General features: G+C 64.0%; 26 protein-coding genes. 5 read left to right on the top strand and 21 right to left on the bottom strand.

Annotated features, from left to right (window positions below; all coding sequences use genetic code 11):
• Positions 1-39: 39 nt before the first annotated feature.
• Positions 40-642: an NAD(P)H:quinone oxidoreductase gene (wrbA, locus tag CDQ91_RS11080; protein WP_088472795.1), complete on the bottom strand. Its 603-nt coding sequence runs from the start codon at positions 640-642 to the stop codon at positions 40-42.
• A gap of 92 nt (positions 643-734) precedes the next feature.
• Positions 735-1,430, bottom strand: a complete 696-nt coding sequence (locus CDQ91_RS11075) for a pirin family protein (RefSeq protein WP_088472794.1) — start codon at positions 1,428-1,430, stop codon at positions 735-737.
• A 135-nt stretch (positions 1,431-1,565) separates the two neighbouring features.
• Here CDQ91_RS11075 and CDQ91_RS11070 point away from each other — a divergent pair, with 135 nt between their 5' ends.
• From CDQ91_RS11070 to CDQ91_RS11060, 3 genes are all read left to right on the top strand, one after another.
• The gene (locus CDQ91_RS11070) at positions 1,566-2,477 is read left to right on the top strand and encodes a LysR family transcriptional regulator (RefSeq protein WP_088472793.1); all 912 of its coding nucleotides are present in this window, start codon (positions 1,566-1,568) and stop codon (positions 2,475-2,477) included.
• 209 nt (positions 2,478-2,686) lie between these two features.
• On the top strand, positions 2,687-3,394 hold the full coding sequence (gene ctrA / locus CDQ91_RS11065) for a response regulator transcription factor CtrA (RefSeq protein ID WP_088472792.1): 708 nt from the start codon (positions 2,687-2,689) through the stop codon (positions 3,392-3,394).
• Between the two features lie 147 nt (positions 3,395-3,541).
• A complete protein-coding gene (locus CDQ91_RS11060) occupies positions 3,542-4,243 on the top strand; it encodes a hypothetical protein (RefSeq protein ID WP_144036758.1) in 702 nt (233 codons plus the stop codon).
• Positions 4,244-4,463: 220 nt separating this feature from the next.
• Here the strand turns inward: CDQ91_RS11060 and CDQ91_RS11055 are convergent, their stop codons facing one another.
• The 9 genes from CDQ91_RS11055 to CDQ91_RS11015 form a co-directional block, all read right to left on the bottom strand.
• Positions 4,464-4,826: a PilZ domain-containing protein gene (locus CDQ91_RS11055; RefSeq protein ID WP_237245945.1), complete on the bottom strand. Its 363-nt coding sequence runs from the start codon at positions 4,824-4,826 to the stop codon at positions 4,464-4,466.
• A gap of 178 nt (positions 4,827-5,004) precedes the next feature.
• Positions 5,005-6,321, bottom strand: coding sequence for a M20/M25/M40 family metallo-hydrolase (locus tag CDQ91_RS11050; protein ID WP_088472789.1), 1,317 nt, complete (start codon positions 6,319-6,321; stop codon positions 5,005-5,007).
• A 96-nt stretch (positions 6,322-6,417) separates the two neighbouring features.
• Positions 6,418-6,951, bottom strand: coding sequence for a hypothetical protein (locus CDQ91_RS11045; protein ID WP_088472788.1), 534 nt, complete (start codon positions 6,949-6,951; stop codon positions 6,418-6,420).
• A 196-nt stretch (positions 6,952-7,147) separates the two neighbouring features.
• Positions 7,148-7,687 carry a hypothetical protein gene (locus CDQ91_RS11040; protein ID WP_088472787.1) on the bottom strand — a complete coding sequence of 180 codons (540 nt, stop codon included), beginning with the start codon at positions 7,685-7,687 and terminating at the stop codon, positions 7,148-7,150.
• A gap of 175 nt (positions 7,688-7,862) precedes the next feature.
• Positions 7,863-8,732 carry a glycine zipper 2TM domain-containing protein gene (locus CDQ91_RS11035; protein ID WP_088472786.1) on the bottom strand — a complete coding sequence of 290 codons (870 nt, stop codon included), beginning with the start codon at positions 8,730-8,732 and terminating at the stop codon, positions 7,863-7,865.
• A 115-nt stretch (positions 8,733-8,847) separates the two neighbouring features.
• Positions 8,848-9,351: a GAF domain-containing protein gene (locus CDQ91_RS11030; RefSeq protein ID WP_088472785.1), complete on the bottom strand. Its 504-nt coding sequence runs from the start codon at positions 9,349-9,351 to the stop codon at positions 8,848-8,850.
• Complete coding sequence (locus CDQ91_RS11025) at positions 9,351-11,510, bottom strand: prolyl oligopeptidase family serine peptidase (RefSeq protein ID WP_237245944.1); 2,160 nt, start codon at positions 11,508-11,510, stop codon at positions 9,351-9,353. Before CDQ91_RS11025 ends, CDQ91_RS11030 begins: the two co-directional genes overlap by 1 nt.
• A 108-nt stretch (positions 11,511-11,618) precedes the next feature.
• On the bottom strand, positions 11,619-12,953 hold the full coding sequence (locus CDQ91_RS11020) for a DNA-packaging protein (protein ID WP_237245943.1): 1,335 nt from the start codon (positions 12,951-12,953) through the stop codon (positions 11,619-11,621).
• Complete coding sequence (locus CDQ91_RS11015) at positions 12,940-13,605, bottom strand: hypothetical protein (RefSeq protein WP_088472783.1); 666 nt, start codon at positions 13,603-13,605, stop codon at positions 12,940-12,942. Before CDQ91_RS11015 ends, CDQ91_RS11020 begins: the two co-directional genes overlap by 14 nt.
• A gap of 797 nt (positions 13,606-14,402) precedes the next feature.
• Between CDQ91_RS11015 and CDQ91_RS11010 the strand changes: the two genes are divergently transcribed.
• On the top strand, positions 14,403-14,852 hold the full coding sequence (locus CDQ91_RS11010) for a hypothetical protein (RefSeq protein WP_088472782.1): 450 nt from the start codon (positions 14,403-14,405) through the stop codon (positions 14,850-14,852).
• On the top strand, positions 14,816-15,328 hold the full coding sequence (locus CDQ91_RS21030) for a hypothetical protein (protein ID WP_144036757.1): 513 nt from the start codon (positions 14,816-14,818) through the stop codon (positions 15,326-15,328). The genes CDQ91_RS11010 and CDQ91_RS21030 overlap by 37 nt, the downstream gene beginning before the upstream one ends.
• A gap of 273 nt (positions 15,329-15,601) precedes the next feature.
• Here CDQ91_RS21030 and rplQ read toward each other — a convergent pair whose 3' ends face one another.
• The 10 genes from rplQ to CDQ91_RS10955 all read right to left on the bottom strand — a co-directional run bounded on the left by rplQ (position 15,602) and on the right by CDQ91_RS10955 (position 23,055).
• Complete coding sequence (gene rplQ, locus CDQ91_RS11000; protein WP_088472780.1) at positions 15,602-16,024, bottom strand: 50S ribosomal protein L17; 423 nt, start codon at positions 16,022-16,024, stop codon at positions 15,602-15,604.
• A gap of 255 nt (positions 16,025-16,279) precedes the next feature.
• A complete protein-coding gene (locus CDQ91_RS10995) occupies positions 16,280-17,338 on the bottom strand; it encodes a DNA-directed RNA polymerase subunit alpha (protein WP_088472779.1) in 1,059 nt (352 codons plus the stop codon).
• Between the two features lie 109 nt (positions 17,339-17,447).
• Positions 17,448-17,837, bottom strand: a complete 390-nt coding sequence (gene rpsK / locus CDQ91_RS10990) for a 30S ribosomal protein S11 (protein WP_003040416.1) — start codon at positions 17,835-17,837, stop codon at positions 17,448-17,450.
• 101 nt (positions 17,838-17,938) lie between these two features.
• Positions 17,939-18,307, bottom strand: coding sequence for a 30S ribosomal protein S13 (gene rpsM, locus CDQ91_RS10985; protein ID WP_088472778.1), 369 nt, complete (start codon positions 18,305-18,307; stop codon positions 17,939-17,941).
• Between the two features lie 197 nt (positions 18,308-18,504).
• Positions 18,505-19,296, bottom strand: coding sequence for an inositol monophosphatase family protein (locus CDQ91_RS10980; protein ID WP_088472777.1), 792 nt, complete (start codon positions 19,294-19,296; stop codon positions 18,505-18,507).
• Between the two features lie 12 nt (positions 19,297-19,308).
• Complete coding sequence (locus tag CDQ91_RS10975) at positions 19,309-20,652, bottom strand: TldD/PmbA family protein (RefSeq protein ID WP_088472776.1); 1,344 nt, start codon at positions 20,650-20,652, stop codon at positions 19,309-19,311.
• Between the two features lie 62 nt (positions 20,653-20,714).
• A complete protein-coding gene (locus CDQ91_RS10970; protein ID WP_237245942.1) occupies positions 20,715-21,035 on the bottom strand; it encodes a hypothetical protein in 321 nt (106 codons plus the stop codon).
• A 343-nt stretch (positions 21,036-21,378) separates the two neighbouring features.
• Positions 21,379-21,978 carry a hypothetical protein gene (locus tag CDQ91_RS10965; RefSeq protein WP_088472774.1) on the bottom strand — a complete coding sequence of 200 codons (600 nt, stop codon included), beginning with the start codon at positions 21,976-21,978 and terminating at the stop codon, positions 21,379-21,381.
• A gap of 82 nt (positions 21,979-22,060) precedes the next feature.
• Positions 22,061-22,576, bottom strand: a complete 516-nt coding sequence (locus CDQ91_RS10960; RefSeq protein ID WP_088472773.1) for a demethoxyubiquinone hydroxylase family protein — start codon at positions 22,574-22,576, stop codon at positions 22,061-22,063.
• On the bottom strand, positions 22,573-23,055 hold the full coding sequence (locus tag CDQ91_RS10955; RefSeq protein WP_088472772.1) for a disulfide bond formation protein B: 483 nt from the start codon (positions 23,053-23,055) through the stop codon (positions 22,573-22,575). The genes CDQ91_RS10960 and CDQ91_RS10955 overlap by 4 nt, the downstream gene beginning before the upstream one ends.
• Positions 23,056-23,057: the final 2 nt, after the last annotated feature.

Genomic DNA, 23,057 nt, shown 5'->3' with positions numbered 1-23,057 from the left:
CCGTGGGAGAGGAAGAGGCTCGGAAGACGGCGCATCGGATCAGGCGATCAGCTTGGTCGCGGTCCGGGCGACGCGTTCGCCCAGATAGCGGGCCCCGCCGAGATCGGCTTCGCTCGGCTGCCGCGATCCATCGCCATCGGCCAACGTCGTTGCGCCATAGGGTGCGCCGCCCTTGACTTCATCGACGCCCATCTGGCCTGCATAGCCATAATCGAGCCCGACGATCGTCATGCCGAAGTGCAGCAGGTTGGTGATGATGCTGAACAAGGTGGTTTCCTGGCCGCCATGCTGCGACGCCGACGAGGTGAAGGCTGCGCCGACCTTGCCGTTCAGTTTGCCCTGCGCCCAAACGCCACCGGCGGTGTCCCAGAAGCTCGCCATCTGGCTCGACATGCGGCCAAATCGCGTCGGGGTGCCGACGATGATTGCATCATAGTTCGCCAGTTCATTGGGATCGCTGAGCAGCGGATGCGCGGTATCGGTTTTGAAACCTGCGGCCTGAACGACCGCAGCGGGCGCGGTTTCGGCGACGCGGCGGATATCGACATCGGCGCCCGCCGCGCGCGCGCCTTCGGCGACGGCATCGGCCATCTGCTCGATATGGCCGTAGGAGGAATAATAGAGCACGAGAATTTTTGCCATTGTCTTTGTCCTTTCAGTCTTTGTCATCAAAATGGGGGTGGGCCGCCGCCGCAAGGGAGGGGGAGGCAGGCGGCGGCCCGGGGGGAGGCTCGTTAGAGGCTGTCGACCAGCACCAGTTCGGCGTCGTCGATTGCTTCGACCTCGATTGTGCCGACATCGCGGAGTGCGATGCCGTCGCGCGGATCGGCTTCCACGCCATTGACGCGGATGCGGCCTTTGGCGGCGACCAGATAGGCGTGGCGACCGGCGCCAAGCTCATAGCTGACGCTGTCCCCGGCGTTCACCGTTGCCGCGGCAACGCGGGCGTCGGCGCGGATCGGCAAAGCGTCGTCGCCCTCGATCCCGCTGGCCAGCGTCACAAACTGGCCCGAACGATCGGCCTGGGGAAACTGGCGCGCGCCCCAGCCTGGATTGCCGCCGTCTCGGTCGGGCATGATCCAGATCTGGAACAGCGTCGTTTCCTCATCCTCGAGGTTAAACTCGCTGTGGGTCACGCCGCTGCCGGCGCTCATCACCTGAACGTCGCCCGCTGCGGTGCGGCCGGTGTTGCCCATCGAGTCGCGATGGGTGATCGCGCCGGTGCGGACATAGGTGATGATTTCCATGTCGCGGTGCGGGTGCGGGGGGAAGCCCGCCTGCGCCGCGATGGCATCGTCGTTCCAGACACGCAGCGCCCCCCAACCCATACGGCCTTCGTCATAATAGTTGGCGAAGGAGAAATGGTGACGGGCATCGAGCCAGCCGTGATTGGCATGGCCCAGCGTTTCGAATTTGCGAATGTCGATCATGGCCGTTCCTTTCCATCGGCCCGCTCACTGGCATCATGCCCGGCGGCGCCGTCTTGTTGATGCCAAGATAGCGATTGGGATCGTTTCTAAAATAGCGTAGATGGAAAATCATCGTTTCCATTTATGAGGTGTTTTATGGCGCTTCCCGATTATGAAGGCTGGGCCTGTTTCGTCGCGGTCGCCGATGGCGGCAGCTTCACCGCCGCCGCCGCCGCGCTCGGCCTGTCGAAGGCGAGTGTGTCGAAAGCGGTGACGCGGCTTGAGGCGTCGCTGGGTATCACCTTGCTCCACAGAAGTTCGCGGGTCGTGACGGTATCGACCGCGGGCGTAGGCCTGCTGGGCGAAGCGCGCGCGATGGTCGCGGCGGCGACCGCGGCGACCGAAGCGGCGCGTGGCGATCGGCTCGACCTCGCGGGACCGATCCGCCTCGCCGCGCCAATGAGTTTCGGGATCAAGGTGCTGGGCCCGCCGCTCGCGGCCTTTCTGGCGCAGCACCCCGCGGTCGAGATCGAGGTTCTGCTGAGCGATGCGCGGAACGATCCGGTCGCCGAAGGAATCGACCTGACGCTGCGCATCGCGCCGCTCGCCGATTCCAGCCTGCTCGCGCGGACGATCGCGCCCGTCGCCTCGTCGGTGATCGCGAGTCCGGCCTATCTGGAAAAACATGGGGTGCCGAAACATCCGCTCGAACTCGCGGACCACCGGCTGATCGGATATGGCCACCGCCAGCGCGCGATGCCGCTGCATTTTCATCGCCAGGGTGAGGAAGTGACGGTGCTGCCGACGGGGCCGTTGTTCGCCAATAATGGCGATATTGCGGTGCCGCTGGTCGCTGCGGGTGGCGGGATCGCGGTGCTGCCGGACTTCATCGCCGCCGCCGAACTGGCGTCGGGGGCGGTCGTGCCGATCCTGACCGACTGGTCGCGGCCGCAGGCGCATCTGCACCTTTTGTCGCCGCCGTCGCGGTTGCGCCCGGCGCGTGTGCGGGCGCTGTCGGACCATCTGGTCGATGTGCTGAAACGATCATGCGCAGGCGCGCACCAGTAATATCTGGCGCTCCACCGGCTGTGAAATACTGTTGCAGATTGGTCGCGACTCGCGGGAATCCCACGGTTAAATCAAAATTAACCTTTTCCCTTCATTAGTTTCGTGGTTAATGTTCCGGCAGTCCCGCAACAGGGGTCGGTCGGTGGCATCACATGACGGTCACGCGGACGAACTGCAGGGCTATCGTGGGAACAATCAAGGGGCGCCCAATGCGTGTACTGCTGATCGAGGACGAGCCGACGACCGCAAAAGCGATCGACACGATGCTCACGACCGAAGGTTTCAACGTCTATTCCACCGATCTCGGGGAAGAGGGGTTGGACCTGGGCAAGCTCTATGATTACGATATCATCCTGCTCGACCTGAACCTGCCCGACATGCACGGCTATGATGTGCTGAAAAAGCTGCGTACCGCCAAGGTGCAGACGCCGGTGCTGATCCTGTCAGGCGTTTCGGAAATGGATTCGAAGGTGCGCTCGTTCGGTTTTGGCGCCGACGATTATGTCACCAAGCCCTTTCACCGCGACGAGCTGATCGCCCGCATTCATGCGGTCGTCCGCCGTTCGAAGGGGCATAGCCAGAGCGTCATCAAGACGGGCAAGCTCGCGGTCAATCTCGATACCAAGACGGTCGAGGTCGATACGACGCGCGTGCATCTGACCGGCAAGGAATATCAGATGCTCGAGCTTCTGAGCCTGCGCAAGGGCACGACGCTGACCAAGGAAATGTTCCTGAACCATCTTTATGGCGGGATGGACGAACCCGAACTCAAGATCATCGACGTCTTCATCTGCAAGCTGCGCAAGAAACTGGCGCTCGCTTGCGAAGGCGAAAATTATATCGAGACCGTCTGGGGCCGCGGTTATGTGCTGCGCGACATCGACGACGAAGGCAATGAGGTGCGCCGCGTCGCCTGACGCCGCATTTTTCCACTATCCTGTCGGATGGTCGGCGCGGAGCAATCCGCGCCGGTTTCTGTTTGTGGGGCTGGCTTTCGCTGGAGGGCAAGAGGAGGCAGCAAACGACCACTTGCGGACCTCCGACAAATGGGAAACCATGCAAGCGTGAAACGCGCCCACATCACCGTCCTCGCAATCGCATGCATCGGCGCGGCAGCTATTGCTGAATCCTATCTCGGCTCTACGCGCTACCAACTGAATGACGCTACCTACGCTGTTCCCCACAAATACGAGTTCATGCGCAACTTCAGAGTGCCGTGGCTCGCAAGCGTAAAAGGGCTAGATAAGGAGCCCGATGAGTCCGTGTGGCTCTTGCTTCCGGCCTCTGAACTTCGCGGCGGTGTGCAGGGCTACAAACGCATGTTTCACGGCTATTCGAGCGATGTTGAAGCCGACATGGTGGTCCAAGTGCTTGGCGGAAAGGAAGCGCGCGAGTTTCCTGCCGACCGGAGCAGCGACATTACGAAGGTTCGACAGGAACTCGCCAAAGACGGACTTCGACAGCGTGACCCCACGACCGGGTGGGATAGGGTGTATTGGCTAGTCGGCGAGGAAGGGACGCCGGGAGAGGGCGGTTCACTTTTCTACCTCGTTCCCCGCGATGGGGTTGAAAGCCTGCCGCCCAACTGGCGAGTTCCATCGTGCCAAGGTTCGCCAGACGTCAAGGGGCATGAGAGGTTCGATTGTAGCTTCACCATCAGCGATAAGGGCCTGGTGTTCGACTTCACTCTGCGCCAAGAGAATGTCGGCACTGCAAGCCGTATTGCTGCTTACGTTTTGAGGCGCTTGGCGAGCTGGCGGGCCTGAGCTTCGGCTGACCGCTTCCCACCCCAATTCAGACATTCCCTCTTCGTCATCCCGGACTTGATCCGGGATCCAGAAAGCGAAGGCTGCCATGGACCCCGGATCAAGTCCGGGGTGACGAGATTTGGTGAGGGGCTGTGGCGGCCCCCATTGCCGACTTGTTTGCCGATAGAGCTCCGGCTGGCCGGAACATTGGGCACCCCGGTCACGCCCGATTCGCGCCCTACCTCTTGCGGCCGAAATGGCCGGGGACGTTGGTCGCGATGGTTAGTCCCGGGCGCCAGGTGGTCGCCTTGGGCGGGTTGAAGAGCTGGAATTCGAGGCTGCTGTCGGCGGCGACGAGCTGTTCGCCACTGGCGGTGCGCAGACGGCCGGGTTCAATTTTCACGTCGGTCTCGACACCGAAACGCCGATCGACGACCCAGCGTACCGTTCCCATCATCGGGGCATGGCCGGGAAGATAGACCGTCACCCGTTCGCCGATCAGCAGCGCGTGCGGCGCCTGTCCGCCGACGCCGGTTTCCGACACATTGCGGATGGTGATATCGAAACGGCCGAACCGTTCGCAGCCGAACGCTGCCTTCACCAGACGCGACTGACGCGGCTGGCGCTTTTCTGATGCGGCCTTAGAGGCTGTATCCGCCCCATTATGCGACATTGGACGCGACCCGGTTCTGCCCGTCTGTGCCCCACGCCAGACGGTAATGATGGTCCCCATCCAGTCATAAACGGGGAAGGTAAATTTTGGTATATCGTGTTTGTTATTATTTTGCGGGCAGCCCGCCAAAGGTGACGATGCTTTCGGCGCCGTCCGCCGATACCGCCGACACGCCGAAGAAATGATCGTCGACGATCACGCCGGGCAGCATCAGTTCGGTCGCGCCGCCGGCCTGCACCACCCGGCTGTCGGTCCAGTCGGGGCGATCGGCCCGGCGCCAGTGGATGCGATAGGCGGCGGCATCCTTCACCGGAGACCAGCTTATCGTCGTGTTCGAACTGACTGCACCGTCGATGCTGACGCTGGCGGGGGCGGGCGGTGCATCGGCGAGTTCGCGTGCCAAGGCGACGTTGAGTGCGGTTACCCGCGCCAGATAGGGGAAGTCCATCTCGTCGATCGTGTCGCCATATTTGCGGCCATTCTCGGTGCGTAAATCCTGATGCTGATGATCATAATCCTCGATCCCGACGGTGAAGCGAATCGCCGGATAGCCGAGTTCGAGCGAGGGCAGATGATCGCCGCCGCGGCGGAAGCGGTCGGGGCGGCGCACCGCGAGTATTTCCAGTCCGATTGCCGGGGTGCGTTCGGCGGCGCGTAGTGCCGCCTTGGCCAGCGCGCGCGACGGGCCGTCATCCTCGCCGCCGATGCCGCGGCGGGCGAGCTGCGCCGCGAGATCTTCCGACGCGCGGATGCCTTCGCTGAACACACGCACGCGATTGGCCACGATCGTGCCGTCGGTGCCGTGGGTGCCGCCGACGATATCGTTGTTGAGCATCGCCGCGACCTGCCAACTCTGCTCCTTGGCATGTTTGGCGAGCAGCTTGCCGCCCCACAATCCCTGTTCCTCGCCCGAGAGCAGCGCATAGACGATCGTTGCGCGGTGCTTCTGCTTCGACAGGAGGCGCGCCGCCTCCAACACCAGCGCGGTGCCCGATCCGTCATCATTGGCGCCGGGGGCATCGCTGGTGAAATCCATCGGATCGGTGACGCGGCTGTCGATATGGCCGGCGATCATGATGACATGCGCGGGATCGCCGGTGCCTTTCTGGATCGCCAGCACATTTTCGACGATCACTCCGCTGGGCGCGCGCGGCCCTTCGAAGCGGTCGCTGATCCGCGAAATGGTCAGGCAGCCGCCGCAATCCTTCGCGATTCGTTCGAATTCGGCGGCGCCCCAATTGCGCGCGGCACCGATGCCGCGTTTGGGATCGGTGGCCGAGGACAAAGTGTGGCGGGTGCCGAAGGAGACAAGTTTCTCGACCGACGTCTTCAGCCGCGCGGGGTCGGCGGTGGGATCATCCTTTGCCTGCACCGCAACGGGGGCGGCGAGCAAAAGGGCGGCGAGCAGGCTGTGCTTGATCATGCCGCATCATGGCGTTCGCCCGATGCCGATGCAAGCGGCCCGCCGCGTGCCGGAACACGGGCGGGCCGAGGTTGTTTGCTTCAGAGCGTCAGCGGTTTAGCGCAGGCCCGAGAAGCGGACGTCCTGGACGCGACCATAACGGATGTCGCAGCTGAACTTGCCCTTGTCGTAAGAGCCGCCGCGGCCCCAGCGCCCGCCATAGCCGTCGTTGACGGCGACGCGGCCCTTGATGCGATAGCCGTCGCGCTTGCGGTCGATGCTCGTCACCTGGGTGACGTCGGTACGGCCGTAACGGCTGCTGCCGCGTTCGACCGCGCGGACGCACTGGCTGACCGCGCTGCGGCTATTGCCATAGCGGTTATAGTCATAGCCATAACCATAGCGCGCGTCGTCATAGCGGCCGCGATCATTATAGCGATCGTTGCGGTCATAACGGTCATTGTCGCCGCTCGACAGGATTGCGGCGAGGCCGCCAATTACGACCGCGCCGGCGATGATTTCGCCTGCGCTGATCCCGTCGCGGTCATGGCGGTCGCGCGCCGTTGCGGGGGTGGCGCTCATCAGCATCGCGCCGGCGGTGGCCGCACCGATTGCGGCCTTGGTGAAAGATGATGTGGTCAGCAGTGCCATGGTTCGGTCTCCTCAAAAGCGCAGGCGGCGTCGATTGCTGCCTGTTGGAGACTTTTTACCGGTCATGGCGTGACGCGGTGCTGAACCTGCCGCTTATCTGGGGTTCAGCCTTGGTTAGGCCGGGGTTCATAAACGGAAAAGGCCCTCCGCCATCGCTGGCGAAAGGCCTTTGCCAATGTCGGGAGGGTTGGAGGCGTCAGCCGAAATTGACGTCGACGACGCGGCCATTGCGATAGCTGCAGCCAAAGCTGCGCACTTCGCCGCCGAGCCTTGATGCGGTACCGGTGACGTACCAGCCGCCATTATTGGGATCGGTGCCGGTGATGCTGTCGACATGGGCATCGTCGCCCATTTCGCCTTCGACCGCCCAGCTGCACGCGTCGGCGGCGCGGGCGTCGGCGGCACCACGGCCATAGGAGCCGGGCTCCGCGCCCGGATCATTGTCATTCCGGGGTTCGTAGCGGGGAGGATTCCGATCATCATTGTCGCGATAGGGCGGGATATAGCGATCGTCGCGGTCGGGCCGGTCGCGCTTGTCCTTGCTCGCGGCGCTGGCGATCGCGGCGATGGTGCCGATGACGAGCAGGCCACCGAGCACGTCGCCGACGCTGATCCGGTCATTATAGCGATGACCCCAACCGCCGTGACGGCTGCGCGCCTCGGCGGGCGTGGCGCTGAACCCGACTGATGTGACGACGACTGCGGCAGCGGCGGCAAGGCTGGTGAAACGACGCATCGAGGATACTCCCCACGCAATGGGCAAAGGACGGTCCAGCCCACAATCCATGAGGCTTAGACCCGCAATGCTTTCGCGCCGCTGAACCGTTGCGAACGCGCGATGAGCCGCTGAAATGCAAAGGGCCCGCCATCCGGCAGGACGGCGGGCCCAAAGGCCTTGGAACTCCGTGGGTTCAGCAGGCGCAGCGCGGTTTGGCTTTGGGTGTCGGTTTTTTCCGGGCGGCATAGCGTTTGCGCACCGGAACATTTTCATAATAGGTCCGGGTGCTCGTCTCGACCCTTTCGGTCACGAGCGGGGCGCCCTGGGTCGTCGTCGTCATGACGATGACTCCCGGGGTGTAATAGCCGTAGCTATAGCCGCCCTGATACATGCCGCCCTGATACATACCGCTCTGATAGGCGGCGCTGCGGCTTGCCCACCAGTCGTCGCACCGCTGCTTGTCCGATGCATGGCCGATTGCGCCGCCGGCGATCGCGCCCAGCGCGCCACCGACCAGCGTTCCCGCGGTGCGGTTTCCGCGTCCAGCGATGCGGTTGCCGGCCAAGCCTCCCACGGCTCCACCTACAACCGCACCGCCCGCTGTGCCCCCCCGGCCACAGCGTTGTTCCATCTCTGCTTCATAGCGCGGGTCATACGCATATCGGCTGCGAGTCGCGCCGTCATAAACCGGACCAGCGGCCGGCGGCGGCGCATAGTCCGTGCCCGCGCGGCGCTCGACCGTGCCTTCATAGCTGCCGTCATAGCGGCGGCCGTCGGGTGTTTCATAAGTGCCGGTCCAGGTGCCGGTCCAGCGACCCTCGGCGTCATAACCTTCGACGCGGCGATATTCGGCTTCGCTCGGCACGCGGTCGGGATAGCCGGTATAGACGCGGACATCGGTCGATAAGGGTGTGCCATAATCCAACGTCGGATGCGGGTTGGCGCCTATATTCGCGGCGGTGGCGCGGGGCGGCGCAGCGGTCGCTGAAAGCTCGGCGCTTCCCGCGCGTCCTGCCAGCAACAGTGACCCGACGGCCACTCCCAAAAGCAAAACGATACGCATGCCAAACTCCCTGCTTCGACGGTCGCCGCCGTTGCGGGATAACCGAATACTTAACAGTTTGTTAGCAAATTCACCGATCTATCGCGAATCTATTAACCTTCGATGGGCTGCCCCATTATGGGGCAGGCGATGCGGAGGCGAGCGCGGCGGCGATGCGTGCGATCAACGCCTCGGCCCCCGTCTGGTCGGCGGCGGTGAAGCGCGACGAGGTCGGGCTGTCGAGGTCGAGCACCCCGATCAGCCGGTCATCGGCGACGATCGGGACGACCAGCTCGCTGCGGCTGTCGGCGTCGCAGGCAATATGCCCGGGAAAGGCGTGAACATCGTCGACGCGCTGGGTGGTGCGCCGCCGCGCCGCCGCGCCGCACACGCCCTTGTCGAGCGCGATGCGGATGCATGCCGCCTTGCCCTGGAACGGGCCGAGCACCAGCTCGGTGCCGTCGAAGCGATAGAAACCCGCCCAGTTGAGGTCGGGGATCGCCTGCCAGATCAGCGCTGCGACATTCGCCATATTGGCGATGCCGTCGGGCTCGCCCGCGACGAGCGCAGCGGCGGCATCACCCGCCTCGGCCCAGAGCGCCGCAGGATCGGTGGCCGAAAAGGACAGGGCGTAGGACATTATTCGACCACCAGCCCGGTCCATTTGGCGGCGAAGGCATATTTGTCGGCGGCCTCGGCGATGATCTTGTCGGTCGGCTTGCCCGACCCGTGGCCAGCGCGCGTTTCGATGCGGATCAGGTGCGGCTTGTCGCCGACATTCGCGTGCTGGAGCTGCGCGGTATATTTGAAGCTGTGCCCCGGGACGACGCGATCATCGGTGTCGGCGGTGGTCACCAGCACCGCGGGATAGGCCGTGCCATCCTTGATATTATGATAGGGCGAGTAGGACAGGAGGTTACGGAAATCGGCCTCCTTCGCCGGAAAGCCATAATCGTCGGTCCAGTAACGCCCGGCGGTGAAGCGGTCGAAGCGCAGCATGTCCATCACCCCGACTGCGGGCAGCGCCGCGGCGATCAGGTCGGGGCGCTGGTTGGTCACCGCGCCGACGAGCAGTCCGCCGTTCGACCCGCCCTCGATCGCGAGCTGGCCCTTGCCGGTGATGCCCTCGGCGATCAGATATTCGCCCGCGGCGATGAAATCGTCGAAGACATTCTGCTTGTTGGCGAGGCGGCCGCCGTCGTGCCATGCCTTGCCATATTCGCCGCCGCCGCGCAGATTGGCGATCGCGAGCACGCCGCCCTTGTCGAGCCAGGCGAGCTTGGTCGGTGCAAAGCCCGGGACCATCGACACGTTGAAGCCGCCATAGCCATAGAGGATCGTCGGCGATCCCTTGCTGCGGTCGAGCCCCTTTTTCATCGCGACGAACATCGGCACTTCGGTGCCGTCCTTCGATTTGTAGAAACGCTGTTCGACCGTAAATTGCTTGGGGTCGAAGGTCAGCTTGGGCGCCGCAAACACCTCGGTCTTTCCGCTGACCGTATCGAGGCGATAGATGGTCGTCGGCTGGGCGTAGCTGGAAAAGGCATAGAAGGTTTCGGGATCGCTGGCCTTGCCGCCAAAGCCGACCGCCGAGCCGATGTCGGCGAGGTTGATGTTCGCGACCGGCTTGCCGTCGAGCGCGACGATCCGCGCCTGCGACTTCGCATCGCCGAGGTAGGAGAGGATCATGCGGTTGCCGACGCGCGAGGCGCCGACGAGGGTCGCTTCCTCCTCGCCGACCAGTTCGGTCAGCGCGCCGGGCTTTTTGATGTCCATCGACACGATGCGCTGGCGCGGCGCGCCCTTGTTGGTGAGGAAGGTAAAGCGCGTGCCGACGTTGGTCACATATTCCCAGTTGTTCGCATAATCGTCGACGAGCACCACGGGCTTCGCCCCCGGCTTGCCGGTCGCATAGAGCGTCAGGCCATAGCGTTCATCGGTGCCCTCCGATCCGACGACGAGCAGATATTTGCCGTCGTCGGTGACGACCGCGCTATTGTTGAGCTTGGGCTTGTCGGGGGTTGCGTGGATCAGCGTATCGGCGCTCTGCGGGGTGCCGACCTTGTGAAAATAAACCGCGTGATTTTCATTGAGCGACTGGAACGCCGCGCCTTCTGCAGGTTCGGGGAAGCGCGAATAATAAAAACCGCTGCCGTCCTTTGCCCAGGCGAGGCTGGAGAATTTGACCCAGCGGATCTCGTCGGCAAGGTCCTTGCCGGTCGCGACGTCCATCACGCGGACGATGCGCCAGTCGGTGCCGCCGTCCTGCACGGCATAAAGGAGATGCTTGCCATCTTCCGACGGCGTCCATTCGGCGAGTGCGGTCGCACCATCCTTGGCCCAGCCATTGGGGTCGATAAGCACTCGGCCCTCGCCCTTCAGCCCGTCGCGGACAAAGAGCACCGATTGCGGCTGCAACCCGTCGTTGCGGGTATAGAAATAGCGGTTGCCCGCCTTGGTTGGCAGGCCGTAGCGTTCGTAATTATAAAGCTCGGTCATCCGCTTCGCGAAGGTGTCGCGGCCGGGCAGCGTCGCCAGATAGGCGTCGGTGATCCTGTTCTGGTCGGCGACCCACGCCGCGACCTTCGGATTGACGCGAACATCATCCTCGAGCCAGCGATAGGGATCGGCGACATCGACACCGAACTGCGGATCGACCGTGTCGCCGCGCGTGGTGTCGGGATAGGTGAGCCCCGGCGCGCGTGCCGATGCCGCGGCCGCGTCGGCGGCCTGCGCCGCTGTCGGCGTCGTCATCAGGAGGGCCAGCGCCAGCGGCGCGGACAGGGTGTTGCGGGACATGGCAAGGCGATCCTCATCGGCTGGGGGAAGAAATAATCGTGCGTCCTCATGTAAGCATCGGCCAGCGGCGGGCAAGGGGGATTGAGTCCTGATCCGCGCACCGCGCAGCTAAGCGAACCGCCGGATGGCCGGCGCGCGCGGCGTCTGTTTCAGCATCAATTCGTGCATCGCCCACACCATGGCGTCGGCGCGGTCGGGGGAGGGGCCGGGGCCTTCATAGTCGCCGCCCGCGACCATCCCCGCGAGTTGCTCCTCGAGCGCGGGAAAGCGTCCCGCGAAAAAGGCGCGGCCATTTTCGAACAAGGCGGCGACGGGTTCGGCGCGCGCCATCTTGGACTGGCTGGCGTGGCTGATCGTCAGCGGCAATATGGGGTTCGCCGCCATCAGTACCGACCGGACCATGTCGCCGCCCTGATTTCCCTCGGCGACGATGCGGTCGGCGCCGAACCGGCTCGCCGCGCGGACGACGGCGCGCGCCCATTTTTCGGGCGACGCCCCGCCCAGCGAGCGGTCCGCGATCACATGCGCGACCCGGGCATCCGCTCCGCCGCCCCTCTCTCCGGCGATTCCCGCCACGACAATCCCGCAAGTGCCGCGCGCCGACGCCGGCGGATCGACCCCGATGACGATGCGGTCATATTGCGCGGCGGGCGCGGGCAGGCGGCATCGCCGGACCAGCGCGTCGGGCCACAGGCTGCCCTGGACGTCGGTCAGCATCATGCCGTCAATCTCCTGCCGTTCCAGCCGGGTTCCGCCATATTGGGCGGACATCGCGGCGCAAAAGGCGGGCGACAGGTGCGGATTGTCATGCGTTGCGCCGCCCGATACGACCGTACCGGGCGTGGCCAACAGCATTTTCATCAGCGGCGACGGGCGCGGCGTCGTGGTGATCAGGCATTGCGGCGCGGCCCCGGCGCGCAGGCCCATCTGCAAATTGTTCCACGCCGCTTCGCCCTGTTTCCATTTCGCCAGCTCGTCGCACCAGGCATAATGATGTTCGGGTCCGCGCAGCCGCTCGCCATGCGCCCCCGAAAACAGCCGCGCCTCGGAACCGCTCCGAAACAGCAACAGCCCGCGGGCCGCATGCCACTGCACCAGGTCGCCGGGTTGTTGCAGCGCCAATATCCCGCTCGGGCCATCGACCATGATATTCCGCGCCTCGTCGATCGTCGCGCCGACCAGCGCGATGGAAAGCGGTTCGGCCGTGTGGCGGACCAGCGACCATATCCATTCGGCACCGACGCGGGTTTTGCCGAAACCGCGTCCGGCCATCAGCACCCAATTGCGCCACGCACCGCCGGGCGGCGCCTGCCCGTCATGGCGATAGAGGGCGAAATCGCCCGCGACAAAAGCCCGCTCGCTGTCTGACAGATGGTCTAACAGCCGCGCGCGCCCCGCGGCCCCCGCACCGATCAGCCGGGCGCGCAGATCAGCGCGCGCCACGCGCTTTTCCGTCACAGGTTTTTCCGCCCCCCGCCTTCCCACCACCACGCGCCTTTCCATCATGCCCTTCGATGATGTCCAGCTTGCGCAATATCTCGGCCCGCGTCGCTTCGGGATCGACCGGCTTCGCGCGCCAGTCGAAACGCTGCGGCGACCCGCCGCGCGCGCCATAACGGTGCAGCCGCAACACCTGTAACGCCTCGCGCGCCGTCATCCCGCCAAACGGCGCCGCGCTACCCGCCGTCCCATCGGCCGCCGCGCCCGCGCAACCCTTGCCGTCCGGGGCGGGCACGGGCGCCAGCACATTGGTCGCCGCGCACACCAGCGCCATTTCCAGCCGTGCATAGCCGGTGTCGAGCGCCGCCGCCCACGCCGCGCCAAAGGCGGCATAGGTGCGCCGGCGCTGGTAAACCGCGGTGGTCGAAAACCCCGCGGCCGCCGCCGACGCCATGACGTTGCACGTCGCCTCCAGCTGTCCCAGAAACACCGCCTCCGCCTTGGCGCTCCACCGATGTCCTGCACGCCGCTCGGCCTGCAACTTCCCGCGCTGATCGCGCTGAATGACCAATTCCCCGCCGATATCCGCCGCATTTCCGTCCCCGGAACCGGCACAGCTATCCCCCGCGCGCACAGCGCTTTTTTTGTCTTTCATGTCGGAAACCCCTTTTCAGGCAAACCGGCGCAATGGCCCAGTTTCCGCATATGTGCCATAATAGCGTTACGATGTCAACATATATAACCTATTTGGATAAAAGGGGGAGGAAAGCACCTAACGGCCATTTGAACCGCCCGGCTCTGAAATTATGCGCGCGGAGGCGCAGAGATCACAGAGGTGACGGCCCATCTCCTCTGCTCCTCTGCGCGTATTTCCCCTTCGAGCCGCCGCCTCGACCAACAGCTGCTCCCCGGCGAAAGCCGGGGCCCAGCGGGTGAGAGAATGGACCTTTGCTGATCGCGCACTGGACCCCGGCCTTCGCTCGACACGAACGGGAGAGGGAAATATCTGGGAACGATCAAAACTAACCGATGCATTCTTTCTACTTCGTCATCCCCGCGAAAGCGGGGACCCAGAGTAGGCGTGGGCTGATCCCACACTGGGTTCCCGCTTTCGCGGGAATGACGAATGTTTGGTGCGGCAGCTTCCCACCCCATATCGGCCGTTCGTTGCCGATTTGGTGGCGATGACCGCTAACGACCAATTGCAGACGTTCGCTATGGGCAAGTATGGTTCAAGGTTGGCGTAGATAGAGTCGGATAGTAGATAGCGATCATAGGGTTGCTCAATAGGCATGGAAGGGCGTCGCGAGGATGAGAAGGGGCGTTGGCGCCGTAGTTGCGGCGATGGCAGTTATCGTTCCAATCCCCAGTCAGGCTGTAGCCGATCTCGCGGACGAGTGCTCTTGGGGAAGGCGAGCGTCGCTTCCCCCGACAGTTCAGCGCTATCTATCGTTGATCTTCCAGAAAGCAGAGGATCGATATCAACCTTTCCGCTTTTCGCTCGACGAATATTTCACCTATCCGCCAGGCTACCTCTCTCGACGCGTCGAGCGCTTCGCTGACATCGACAAGTCCAAGCCCTATTCGCTCTATCAATCCAACTCAAATTTTCCGGCCTGGATGCTTCAGCATGAAGCGGGTGCGCCCGCTCCCTTTTATAGCTATTGGCGATCGAACCGCGCTTGGTCCAGTTTCCGTCTGAGCGGCCATGACAGTGCCGATTTTACCGGCCTGGGGCCGGTTAGTTTCGTCGGGTTTAATCCTCGTTTCTATCTTTCTTCGGAAGCACAGGCGGCAGCGATTGTCGCGCAGAACCCCGATCGCTTTCAGGCCGAAAAATACCGGGTCGAAGAAGCTGGCGAAGCATGTCTCGCCGTGACGCAAGCCATGGTGACCGGCTGACTGCGCTGCTGACTATTTATGATGGCCATCCGGGCGCGGATCGCTTCGTTCGGATGCGCGACTTCATGCAATGTCGCGATCAGCATTATAGCCGCTTCCTTGGCCTGCGTTTCTGGCCATCACCGCGCCCATATTCGTCCGGGGGCGAGCCGGTTCGGGCGCCTGACTACGATTTCAGTAAGGTGCCGTTCGCGCCGCCACCTCGCTTGCTGCCGCCAGTTTCGTCGTTGCACCCGTCGAGATTGACACCGACGTTTGCATCTCTGGCGGAAGGACAGGCTAGCGCACCATCAATGCAGAGGAACCACCAGTTGGGTTCCGAAGTCGAGATGTTCCGGAACGACGATGCCATACGGATTATCGCGCTAGAAGGCTCGAGCGACTTCCAAGGCGTTTGCCGAATCGCGATGGATATTCAGAGCGGGCGCTTGAAGAGCAGCGTATGGCGATGGGCCAACGAGGAACGCGCCAAATGAACAACGCCTAGCCAGCGGACAGACTACGTCCGCTTCCCACCCCTTAGCTGACATTCCCTCTTCGTCACCCCGGACTTGATCCGGGGTCCATGGCGGCCTTTGGTTCTGGACCCCGGATCAAGCCTGTCCTGAGCCTGTCGAAGGGTCCGGGAAGGCGAGGTGTGGGGGGATCGTTGCGATTTCGCACCCCATTATTGCCGCCCCACACCCGCAAAGAAAAGGGCGGCATCCTTTCGGAGGCCGCCCTTGATCTTTTATCGCCGAAAGCGCGTTTTACGCGGCTTCCGCCTCATCGTCATACTGTTCGACCGGACCCGAATCCTGGCCCTTGGCATCGACGTCGCGATCGACGAATTCGATGACGGCCATCGAGGCCGCGTCCGAGGCGCGGATGCCGGCCTTGATCACGCGGGTGTAACCACCGGCGCGGTCCTTGTAACGCTCGGCCAGAACGTCGAACAGCTTCACCAGCTGCTTGTCGTCCATCAGGCGGGCCATCGCCAGACGGCGATTGGCAAGGCCGCCGCGCTTGGCGAGCGTGACCAGCTTTTCGACGTAGGGACGGAGTTCCTTCGCCTTGGCGACGGTCGTCAGAATCTGCTCATGCTTGATGAGCGATGCCGACATGTTGCGGAACAATGCGGTGCGATGCGCGCTCGTGCGCTGAAGCTTCCGACCACCAACTTTATGACGCATAATCCATTCCTTCGTTTGTTAAGGGCCCGTGTGAGGTAGCCCAGACCAGGTCGATATACGGGCCGACCCTTTCCCGTATTGCTTCCCTCTCCCGTCGGGAGAGGGTTGCGGAAACTTGCCGGCTCGTCCGGCTAGTTGGAGCTGGGTGAGGGGATGTGCCCTATCGCAAGAGCGCAGAACCCCTCATCCAACTTCGCCTGGCCGACACGTCGGCAAGGCTGCGTATCCTTCTCCCAAGGGGAGAAGGTTTGTTTCTTAACCCAGCAGCTCTTGTTCGAGCTTCTTGGCCATTTCTTCGATGTTTTCCGGCGGCCAGCCGGGGATGTCCATGCCCAGGCGCAGACCCATCGACGACAGCACTTCCTTGATTTCGTTCAAGGACTTGCGGCCGAAGTTCGGGGTACGAAGCATTTCGGCTTCGGTCTTCTGAACCAGATCACCGATGTAGATGATGTTGTCGTTCTTGAGGCAGTTGGCCGAACGCACCGACAGTTCCAGTTCGTCGACCTTCTTGAGAAGGAAGCGGTTGAGCTGGTTGACGTCCGATTCGTCGCTGGCTGCCGAGGGGGCTGCCATGCCGATCAGGCCGCTGTCGTTCATCGCTTCTTCGAAGTGGACGAAGACCTGGAGCTGGTCCTGGAGGATGCGCGCGGCGTAAGCGACGGCGTCTTCCGGGGTGACCGTGCCGTCGGTTTCGACGGTCAGGTTCAGCTTGTCATAGTCCAGTTCCTGGCCGATGCGGGCATTGTCGACCTTATAGGCGACCTGGCGCACGGGCGAGTAGAGCGAATCGATCGGGATCAGGCCGATCGGCGCGTCGATGGGACGGTTGGCGACGGCGGGCACATAGCCCTTTCCGGTGTCGGCAACGAGTTCCATGTTCAGCGTCGCGCCCTCGTCGAGGTGGCAGATGACATGATTCGGGTTCATCACCTTGATGTCGCCCGACACCATGATGTCGCCGGCCTTGACGGTCGCGGGACCGGTTGCCGACAGCTGAAGCCGCTTCGGGCCTTCGCCTTCCATCTTGAGCGCGATCTGCTTGACGTTCAGGACGATGTCCGTGACGTCTTCACGCACGCCGGCCAGGCTCGAGAATTCGTGCAGGACGTTCTCGATCTTGATCGACGTGATTGCTGCGCCCTGAAGCGACGAGAGCAGCACGCGGCGCAGCGCGTTGCCCAGCGTCAGGCCAAAGCCGCGCTCGAGCGGTTCGGCGACGAAGGTCGCCTTGCGCTTGCCGTCGCTGCCAGCCTTGATTTCCAGGTTGCTGGGCTTCTTCAATTCCTGCCAGTTCCGGATATTGACAGTCATGGTCTTCCCTTTGCTTTTGGCGGGACGGGCGGGGACGGTGATCCGACCGGTCCGGCGTAGAGAGGTGGTCGGGCGGCGCCCCGGCGGTGGGGCGCGCCCGGAAGAGGTATCAGACGCGGCGGCGCTTGGCCGGGCGGACACCATTGTGCGGGATCGGGGTCACATCGCGGATCGAGGTGATGTGGAAACCAACCGCCTGCAGCGCACGAAGCGCCGATTCACGACCGGCGCCCGGGCCCTTGACTTCGACTTCCAGCGTACGGACGCCATGTTCGGCGGCCTTCTTGCCAGCGTCTTCGGCGCAGACCTGTGCTGCATAGGGAGTCGACTTGCGGCTGCCCTTGAAGCCCATCATGCCGGCGCTCGACCAGGCAATTGCGTTGCCCTGTGCGTCGGTGATGGTGATCATCGTGTTGTTGAAGGTCGCGTTGACGTGGGCGACGCCCGACGAAATATTTTTGCGTTCGCGCCGACGAAGGCGCTGCGGTTCACGTGCCATGTTGCTATCCTAAATCCTGAATTCCTGAAGCTGACCGGTGGCGCCTTGCGGCGTGCCTCCGGCGAAAAATAAGGAAGCGCGCCCGGGGACGCGCTCAAACCTTACTTCTTCTTACCGGCGATCGCCTTGGCCTTGCCCTTGCGGGTGCGCGCATTGGTGTGCGTGCGCTGACCACGGACCGGAAGGCCCTTGCGATGACGCAGGCCGCGATAGCAGGCGAGATCCATCAGGCGCTTGATGTTCATCGCCACGGTGCGGCGAAGATCGCCTTCGACCGTGTGATCGGCGTCGAGCGTTTCACGGATCTGGAGCACTTCGGCGTCGGACAGATCCTGCACGCGGCGCGTGTGATCGATGCCGAGCTTGTTGGCGATATCGACGGCAGTCTTGCGACCGATGCCGTGGATGTAGGTGAGCGCGATGATTACGCGTTTGTTGGTGGGCAAATTGACGCCCGCAATACGTGCCATGGTAAACTTTCTCCTGCTCCACAGGGCGCTGGCAAACGGCCCCATCTCAAAGCGTCTGACTTCCAACGCAAAAAACGGACCACGATGCGCAGGCGCGCTTCGCCGTCCGGTCAAGATGTCGGAATAGGGCTGCCGTTACGGCGAGTCGAGCCGATTGTCAAGCGCACTGCGGCGATCGGAGCCCGCAAAACCGCGGGTCAGGAGGGCGCTGTAAGCGCCACGGCGCGATCGCGCAAGCGGTCGACGACGGCCTGGTGGATAGCGGGGGCGCACGCGATGACTCCGAACGCCTGCGCGCGCGGGGTATTGAAGGCCAGCGGCTGGCCGAAGGCGTCGGTGACGCTGGCGCCAGCCTCGGTCGCGATCAGGGCCGCCGCAGCGACATCCCATTCGAACCCCCAGCGCAGCGTCGCGACGAGGTCGGCGCGGTCGTCGGCGACCAGCGCGATGCGCAGCGCGATGCTGTTGGGTTTGGTGACCATGACGAGGTCGCGGTCGATCTTGGGCAAGCTGTCGGCGGGGACGCGCGCGCCGTCAAAGGTTGTGCGCTGGCTGGCGTGCAGCGCCTCGCCATTGAGCAGCGCGCCCTTTCCGCGCTGTGCGACCCAGAGTTCGTCGAGTGCAGGGGCATATAGGACGCCCAGTTCTGGCGTGCCGTCAACCACGAGAGCGACCGACACGCACCAGCCGGGGCGGCCGCGGATAAAGTCGCGGGTCCCGTCGATCGGATCGACGCACCACATCGCGCGGCATGACAGGCGGTCCGCGTTATCGGCGGTTTCTTCGGATAGCCAGCCCGCCTCGGGCACCATCGCGCCGAGCACGGCTTTCAGCCGCGCATCGACTGCAAGATCGACGTCGCTGACCGGATTGTCGTGCGATTTGTTCCAGACATTGACCGCCTTACCCTCTCCGCGCCAGCGCGCCATCGCCATGTCGCCGACCTCGCGGGTCGCGGCGATCACGGCTTCGAGGTTGCGGCCGGGCACCCGATATCGCCCTTAGCTGCTTGCGACGGTCATGCCGTCGATGCGCAGGGTAGGGGCGTTGGTACCGTGGCGGAATTCGAGGTCGTCGGCAGGGATGATCGCCGCGAACATGTCGATCAGATTTCCGGCGATGGTGAATTCGGCGATCGGTCCGGCAATCTGGCCATCCTTGATCAGAAAGCCCGACGCGCCGCGGCTATAGTCGCCGGTGGTCATGTTGACGCCCTGACCGATCAGTTCGGTGACATAGACGCCGTCCCTGATGCCCGCCATCAACTCGGCGGGCGACTGGTTGCCGGCCGCAAGGTGAAGGTTGCTCGCGCTGACCCCCGATGCGCCGCCGCCACGGCTGGCATGGCCGGTGGGTGCAAGGCCGAGCTGCTTTGCCGACGCGGTGTCGAGCAGCCAGCCGGTGATCTTGCCATTCGCAACGATGTCGCGCGCTGCGGTCGGCAGGCCTTCGCCGTCGAAGGCGCGGCTGCGCAGTCCGCGTTGGCGGTGCGGATCGTCGCGGATGATGATGCCGCTGTCGAACAGCGCCTGTTCTTCCTTGCCGAGCAGGAAGCTGGTGCCGCGCGCAATTGCGGGGCCGGCAATCGCGCCCAGCAAATGGCCGATCATACCGCCGCTGACGCGCGGATCGAGCAGCACGGGGACCTTGCCGACGGGCGCCTTGCCGGGATTGAGGCGCGCGACGGCGCGGGTGCCGGCGCGCGTGCCGATGTCGGCGACGCTTTCGAGGTCCGCCAGATAATGCGCGCTGTGCCAGCCATAGTCGCGCTGCATGTTCGAGCCCTCGCCCGCGATCACGCTCGCCGACAGGCTGTGACCGCTCGACCCATAGCCACCGGCGAAGCCGTGGCTGGTCGCGAGCGCGAAGCGCGTGCGGCTGTGGCTTGCGCTGCCGCCTTCGCTGTTGGTGACGCCCGCGACGGCGCGCGCGGCTTCCTCAACTGCCAATGCGGCTTCGCGCAGCGCCTTGGGATCGGCTTCGCTGCCGTCGTCGAGATCAAAATCGGGGGCGGGGCCTTTGAACAGCAACTCCTCCGGGGCGAGCCCGGCATAGGGATCTTCGGGGGCTTCGAGTGCCATGGCGACGCAGCGCTCGACCAGCTTGGCGAGTTCGCCGGCATCCATGTCGGCGGTCGATACGCTCGCGCTGCGCTGGCCGACGAAGACGCGCAGCGAAATATCCTGCCCTTCCGACCGTTCGACATCCTCGAGCGCGCCAAGACGCATCGAGACCGAGGTGGCGGCATTGCAATAGTAAAGCGCGTCGGCGGCGTCGGCGCCGGCTTTGACGGCGGCGTCGCACAACATCTGCGCGCGATCGAGGGCTTCGGAAACGGTCAGCATTTCTGCGCCCTATACGGCGCAGGCGAAGCCGTCAAAATCAAAGTCGGTGGCGGGGCGCCGGATCAGCCTGCGATTTTGGCGATTGCGTCGGTGGCGGCCATCGCGCCGCTGACCCACAGGAAGGGCAGCGTCAGCGCTGCAGCCCAAAGGCGGCGGACATCGCGGCGGAACCGGGCGTGCAATCCCCAGCTTGCCAGTGCCTGGCGGCTGAGGTGGTACCAGCGGCGTTCGACCGAACGTGTAATCGGAAGCGCGAGTGCAATCAGGATGACCAGCGCGACGATGATCAGCGCGGAAGGCGCGCCAGCGGAGATCGCGCTCGACACCAGCCAGATCTGAAGCGCGGCAAAAGCGATTAGCGCGGTCGCGGCGTGCAGCGTCATTCGGCGACCCAAGCTACGTGCCGCAGGCACACTCGCGGTCGAGCGCCGCCAAAGGCGCGGTCCAAATGTTGATGCCATGTTCAGCCCCCTTAGGCCGGCGATTCCCAGAAACGCCACGATTTGCCTCAAAAACTCCCGAGTCAAGACAGGTTGCACGTGATTCGTTAAAATTTGCTTCGATTCGCCCCGGATTCGGAACCAAATCGCGTTGGGCTGCAAAAAAAGGTGCAATTGTGGTGACATCGGGCGTCGAACGGGAATGAAAAAGCCACATTGAGACATACTCAGGGGGCGTCAGGAGTCGCGCGGAGCGACTCCGAAATTCCGTCGCAGGGGCCGCCGCTCAGCGCGGGGGTGGGACCGGCAGCGGCGTTGCGTCGGGGTCACCAGCGGTGTCTGCGGGCGCACCGCCGCGTGCTTCGAGTTCGGCGGCGCGGCGCTGGCGTTCCTGCAACGCCTTTTCCTCGGCGACAACCGCGGCTTCGACATTATCGGAGGCCGCGTCGATGCCCGCGATGCGCTTGGCGCGTTCATCGGCGATCATCGTCTGCCAGTCGGTCTTGTCAGCGGCCTGACGTTCGGCCTTCGCACCTGCGACCAGTGCCTGGGTGCAGCCGGTGAAGCCGCCGAGTCCGGTCGGCGAGCAGCTGTCCGTGCCAAAGCGACCGACGCGTTCGAGTGCGACGACCTTGTTCGCCCAGGCCTGATTGCGCGGGTCCAGCACGCTGCCGCCGCGGAACATCTGCGGTACGCGATAGCGCTCGGTTTCGGGCAGGCGGTTGCAAACGACGATTTCGTCGGGGCTGCTCTGTTCGCACTTGTCGTTGCCATAGACGATGACCTGGTTGATCTTCTCACCCTCAACCGCCGTGTCCTGCGCGGCGGCGGGCAAGGCGAGGGCGCTACCGGCCAGGATCAGCGCAAGAACGGGGAGGCGGGTCATCGGATCATCCTTTATCGTTTCACGGGCATTTGGCACTGCGACCCTGCATCCGCCGTAAACGGACAGGCGCGGTGAACCTGTATCAGATACGCTTCGACAGCGCGATGGCTGCACGGCAGCCGGCGCGGATCGCAAAGCTGAGCAGCGGATAGCCCGGCGCGCTTTCGGCGCCGGCGGCGAGCGCCGCTTCCTTATGTTCCAGTTCCTCGGCACGGAAATCGGCGACTGCTGCGCTGAGTTCGGGGTCGCTGTCGCCCAGTTCGTCGAGCTGGTCGTGATAATGGCGGTCGATTTCGGTCTCGACTGCGGCGGTGCACGCCATGGCGGCGCGCGGTCCCATCGCGGCAGTCACTGCGCCCAGCGCAAAGCCTGCGACCTTCCAGACCGGTTGCAGCGCGGTTGGGCGAACCCCTCGCCGCGCGACCATATCGTCGAAAAATTTGCGGTGCCGCTCTTCCTGATCGGCCATATGCGCGATTTCGCGCGCCATCGGGTGGCGATCGCCCATTACCGCGAGCTGACCGGCATAGATGCGCGTCGCGCCATATTCGCCGGCCTGATCGACGCGGATCATCGAAGCTGTACGTTTGTCGGTCATGCTGCCGATGCGGTCCGGCGGCGCAGCAAGGTCAAGACGAGCGCCACAGCACCGAATGAGAAGATCGCGTTGAATCCGGCGAGTGAAACACCGCCAAACGTCCATTGCGGCACATCGCAGCGCGTGATCGGTGCTGCCATGATGTCGTTGAGTGAAATCGGCCCGCTTGCGCCGGAGCTGCAGGTCGTCAGCCCTTCCCAGAAACCATATTCGACCCCGGCGTGAAAGACGCCGATTGCGCCACTGATGGCAATGGCGACGGCGGCGAGGAAGGTCAGCGTGCGCATTGCCCGGTCATTACCGCGGAGCAGCAGCGCGAGCGCGGCCAGCACGATCGCTGCCTGGTGCGGCCAGCGCTGCCAATAGCACATCTCGCAGGGGTGCAGTCCAAAGCCATATTGCGACACCAGCGCCCCGCCATAGAGGAGGAACGGGGCGGCGAGCGCGACGAGCGGCGCAGCGAGGCGCGAGTTCAACATCG

Source organism: Sphingopyxis witflariensis (assembly GCF_002205635.1).
GTDB classification, from domain to species: Bacteria; Pseudomonadota; Alphaproteobacteria; order Sphingomonadales; family Sphingomonadaceae; genus Sphingopyxis; species Sphingopyxis witflariensis.
Note: the sequence above shows the minus strand (reverse complement) of the source record. Positions and strands in the feature narration are given on the sequence as shown.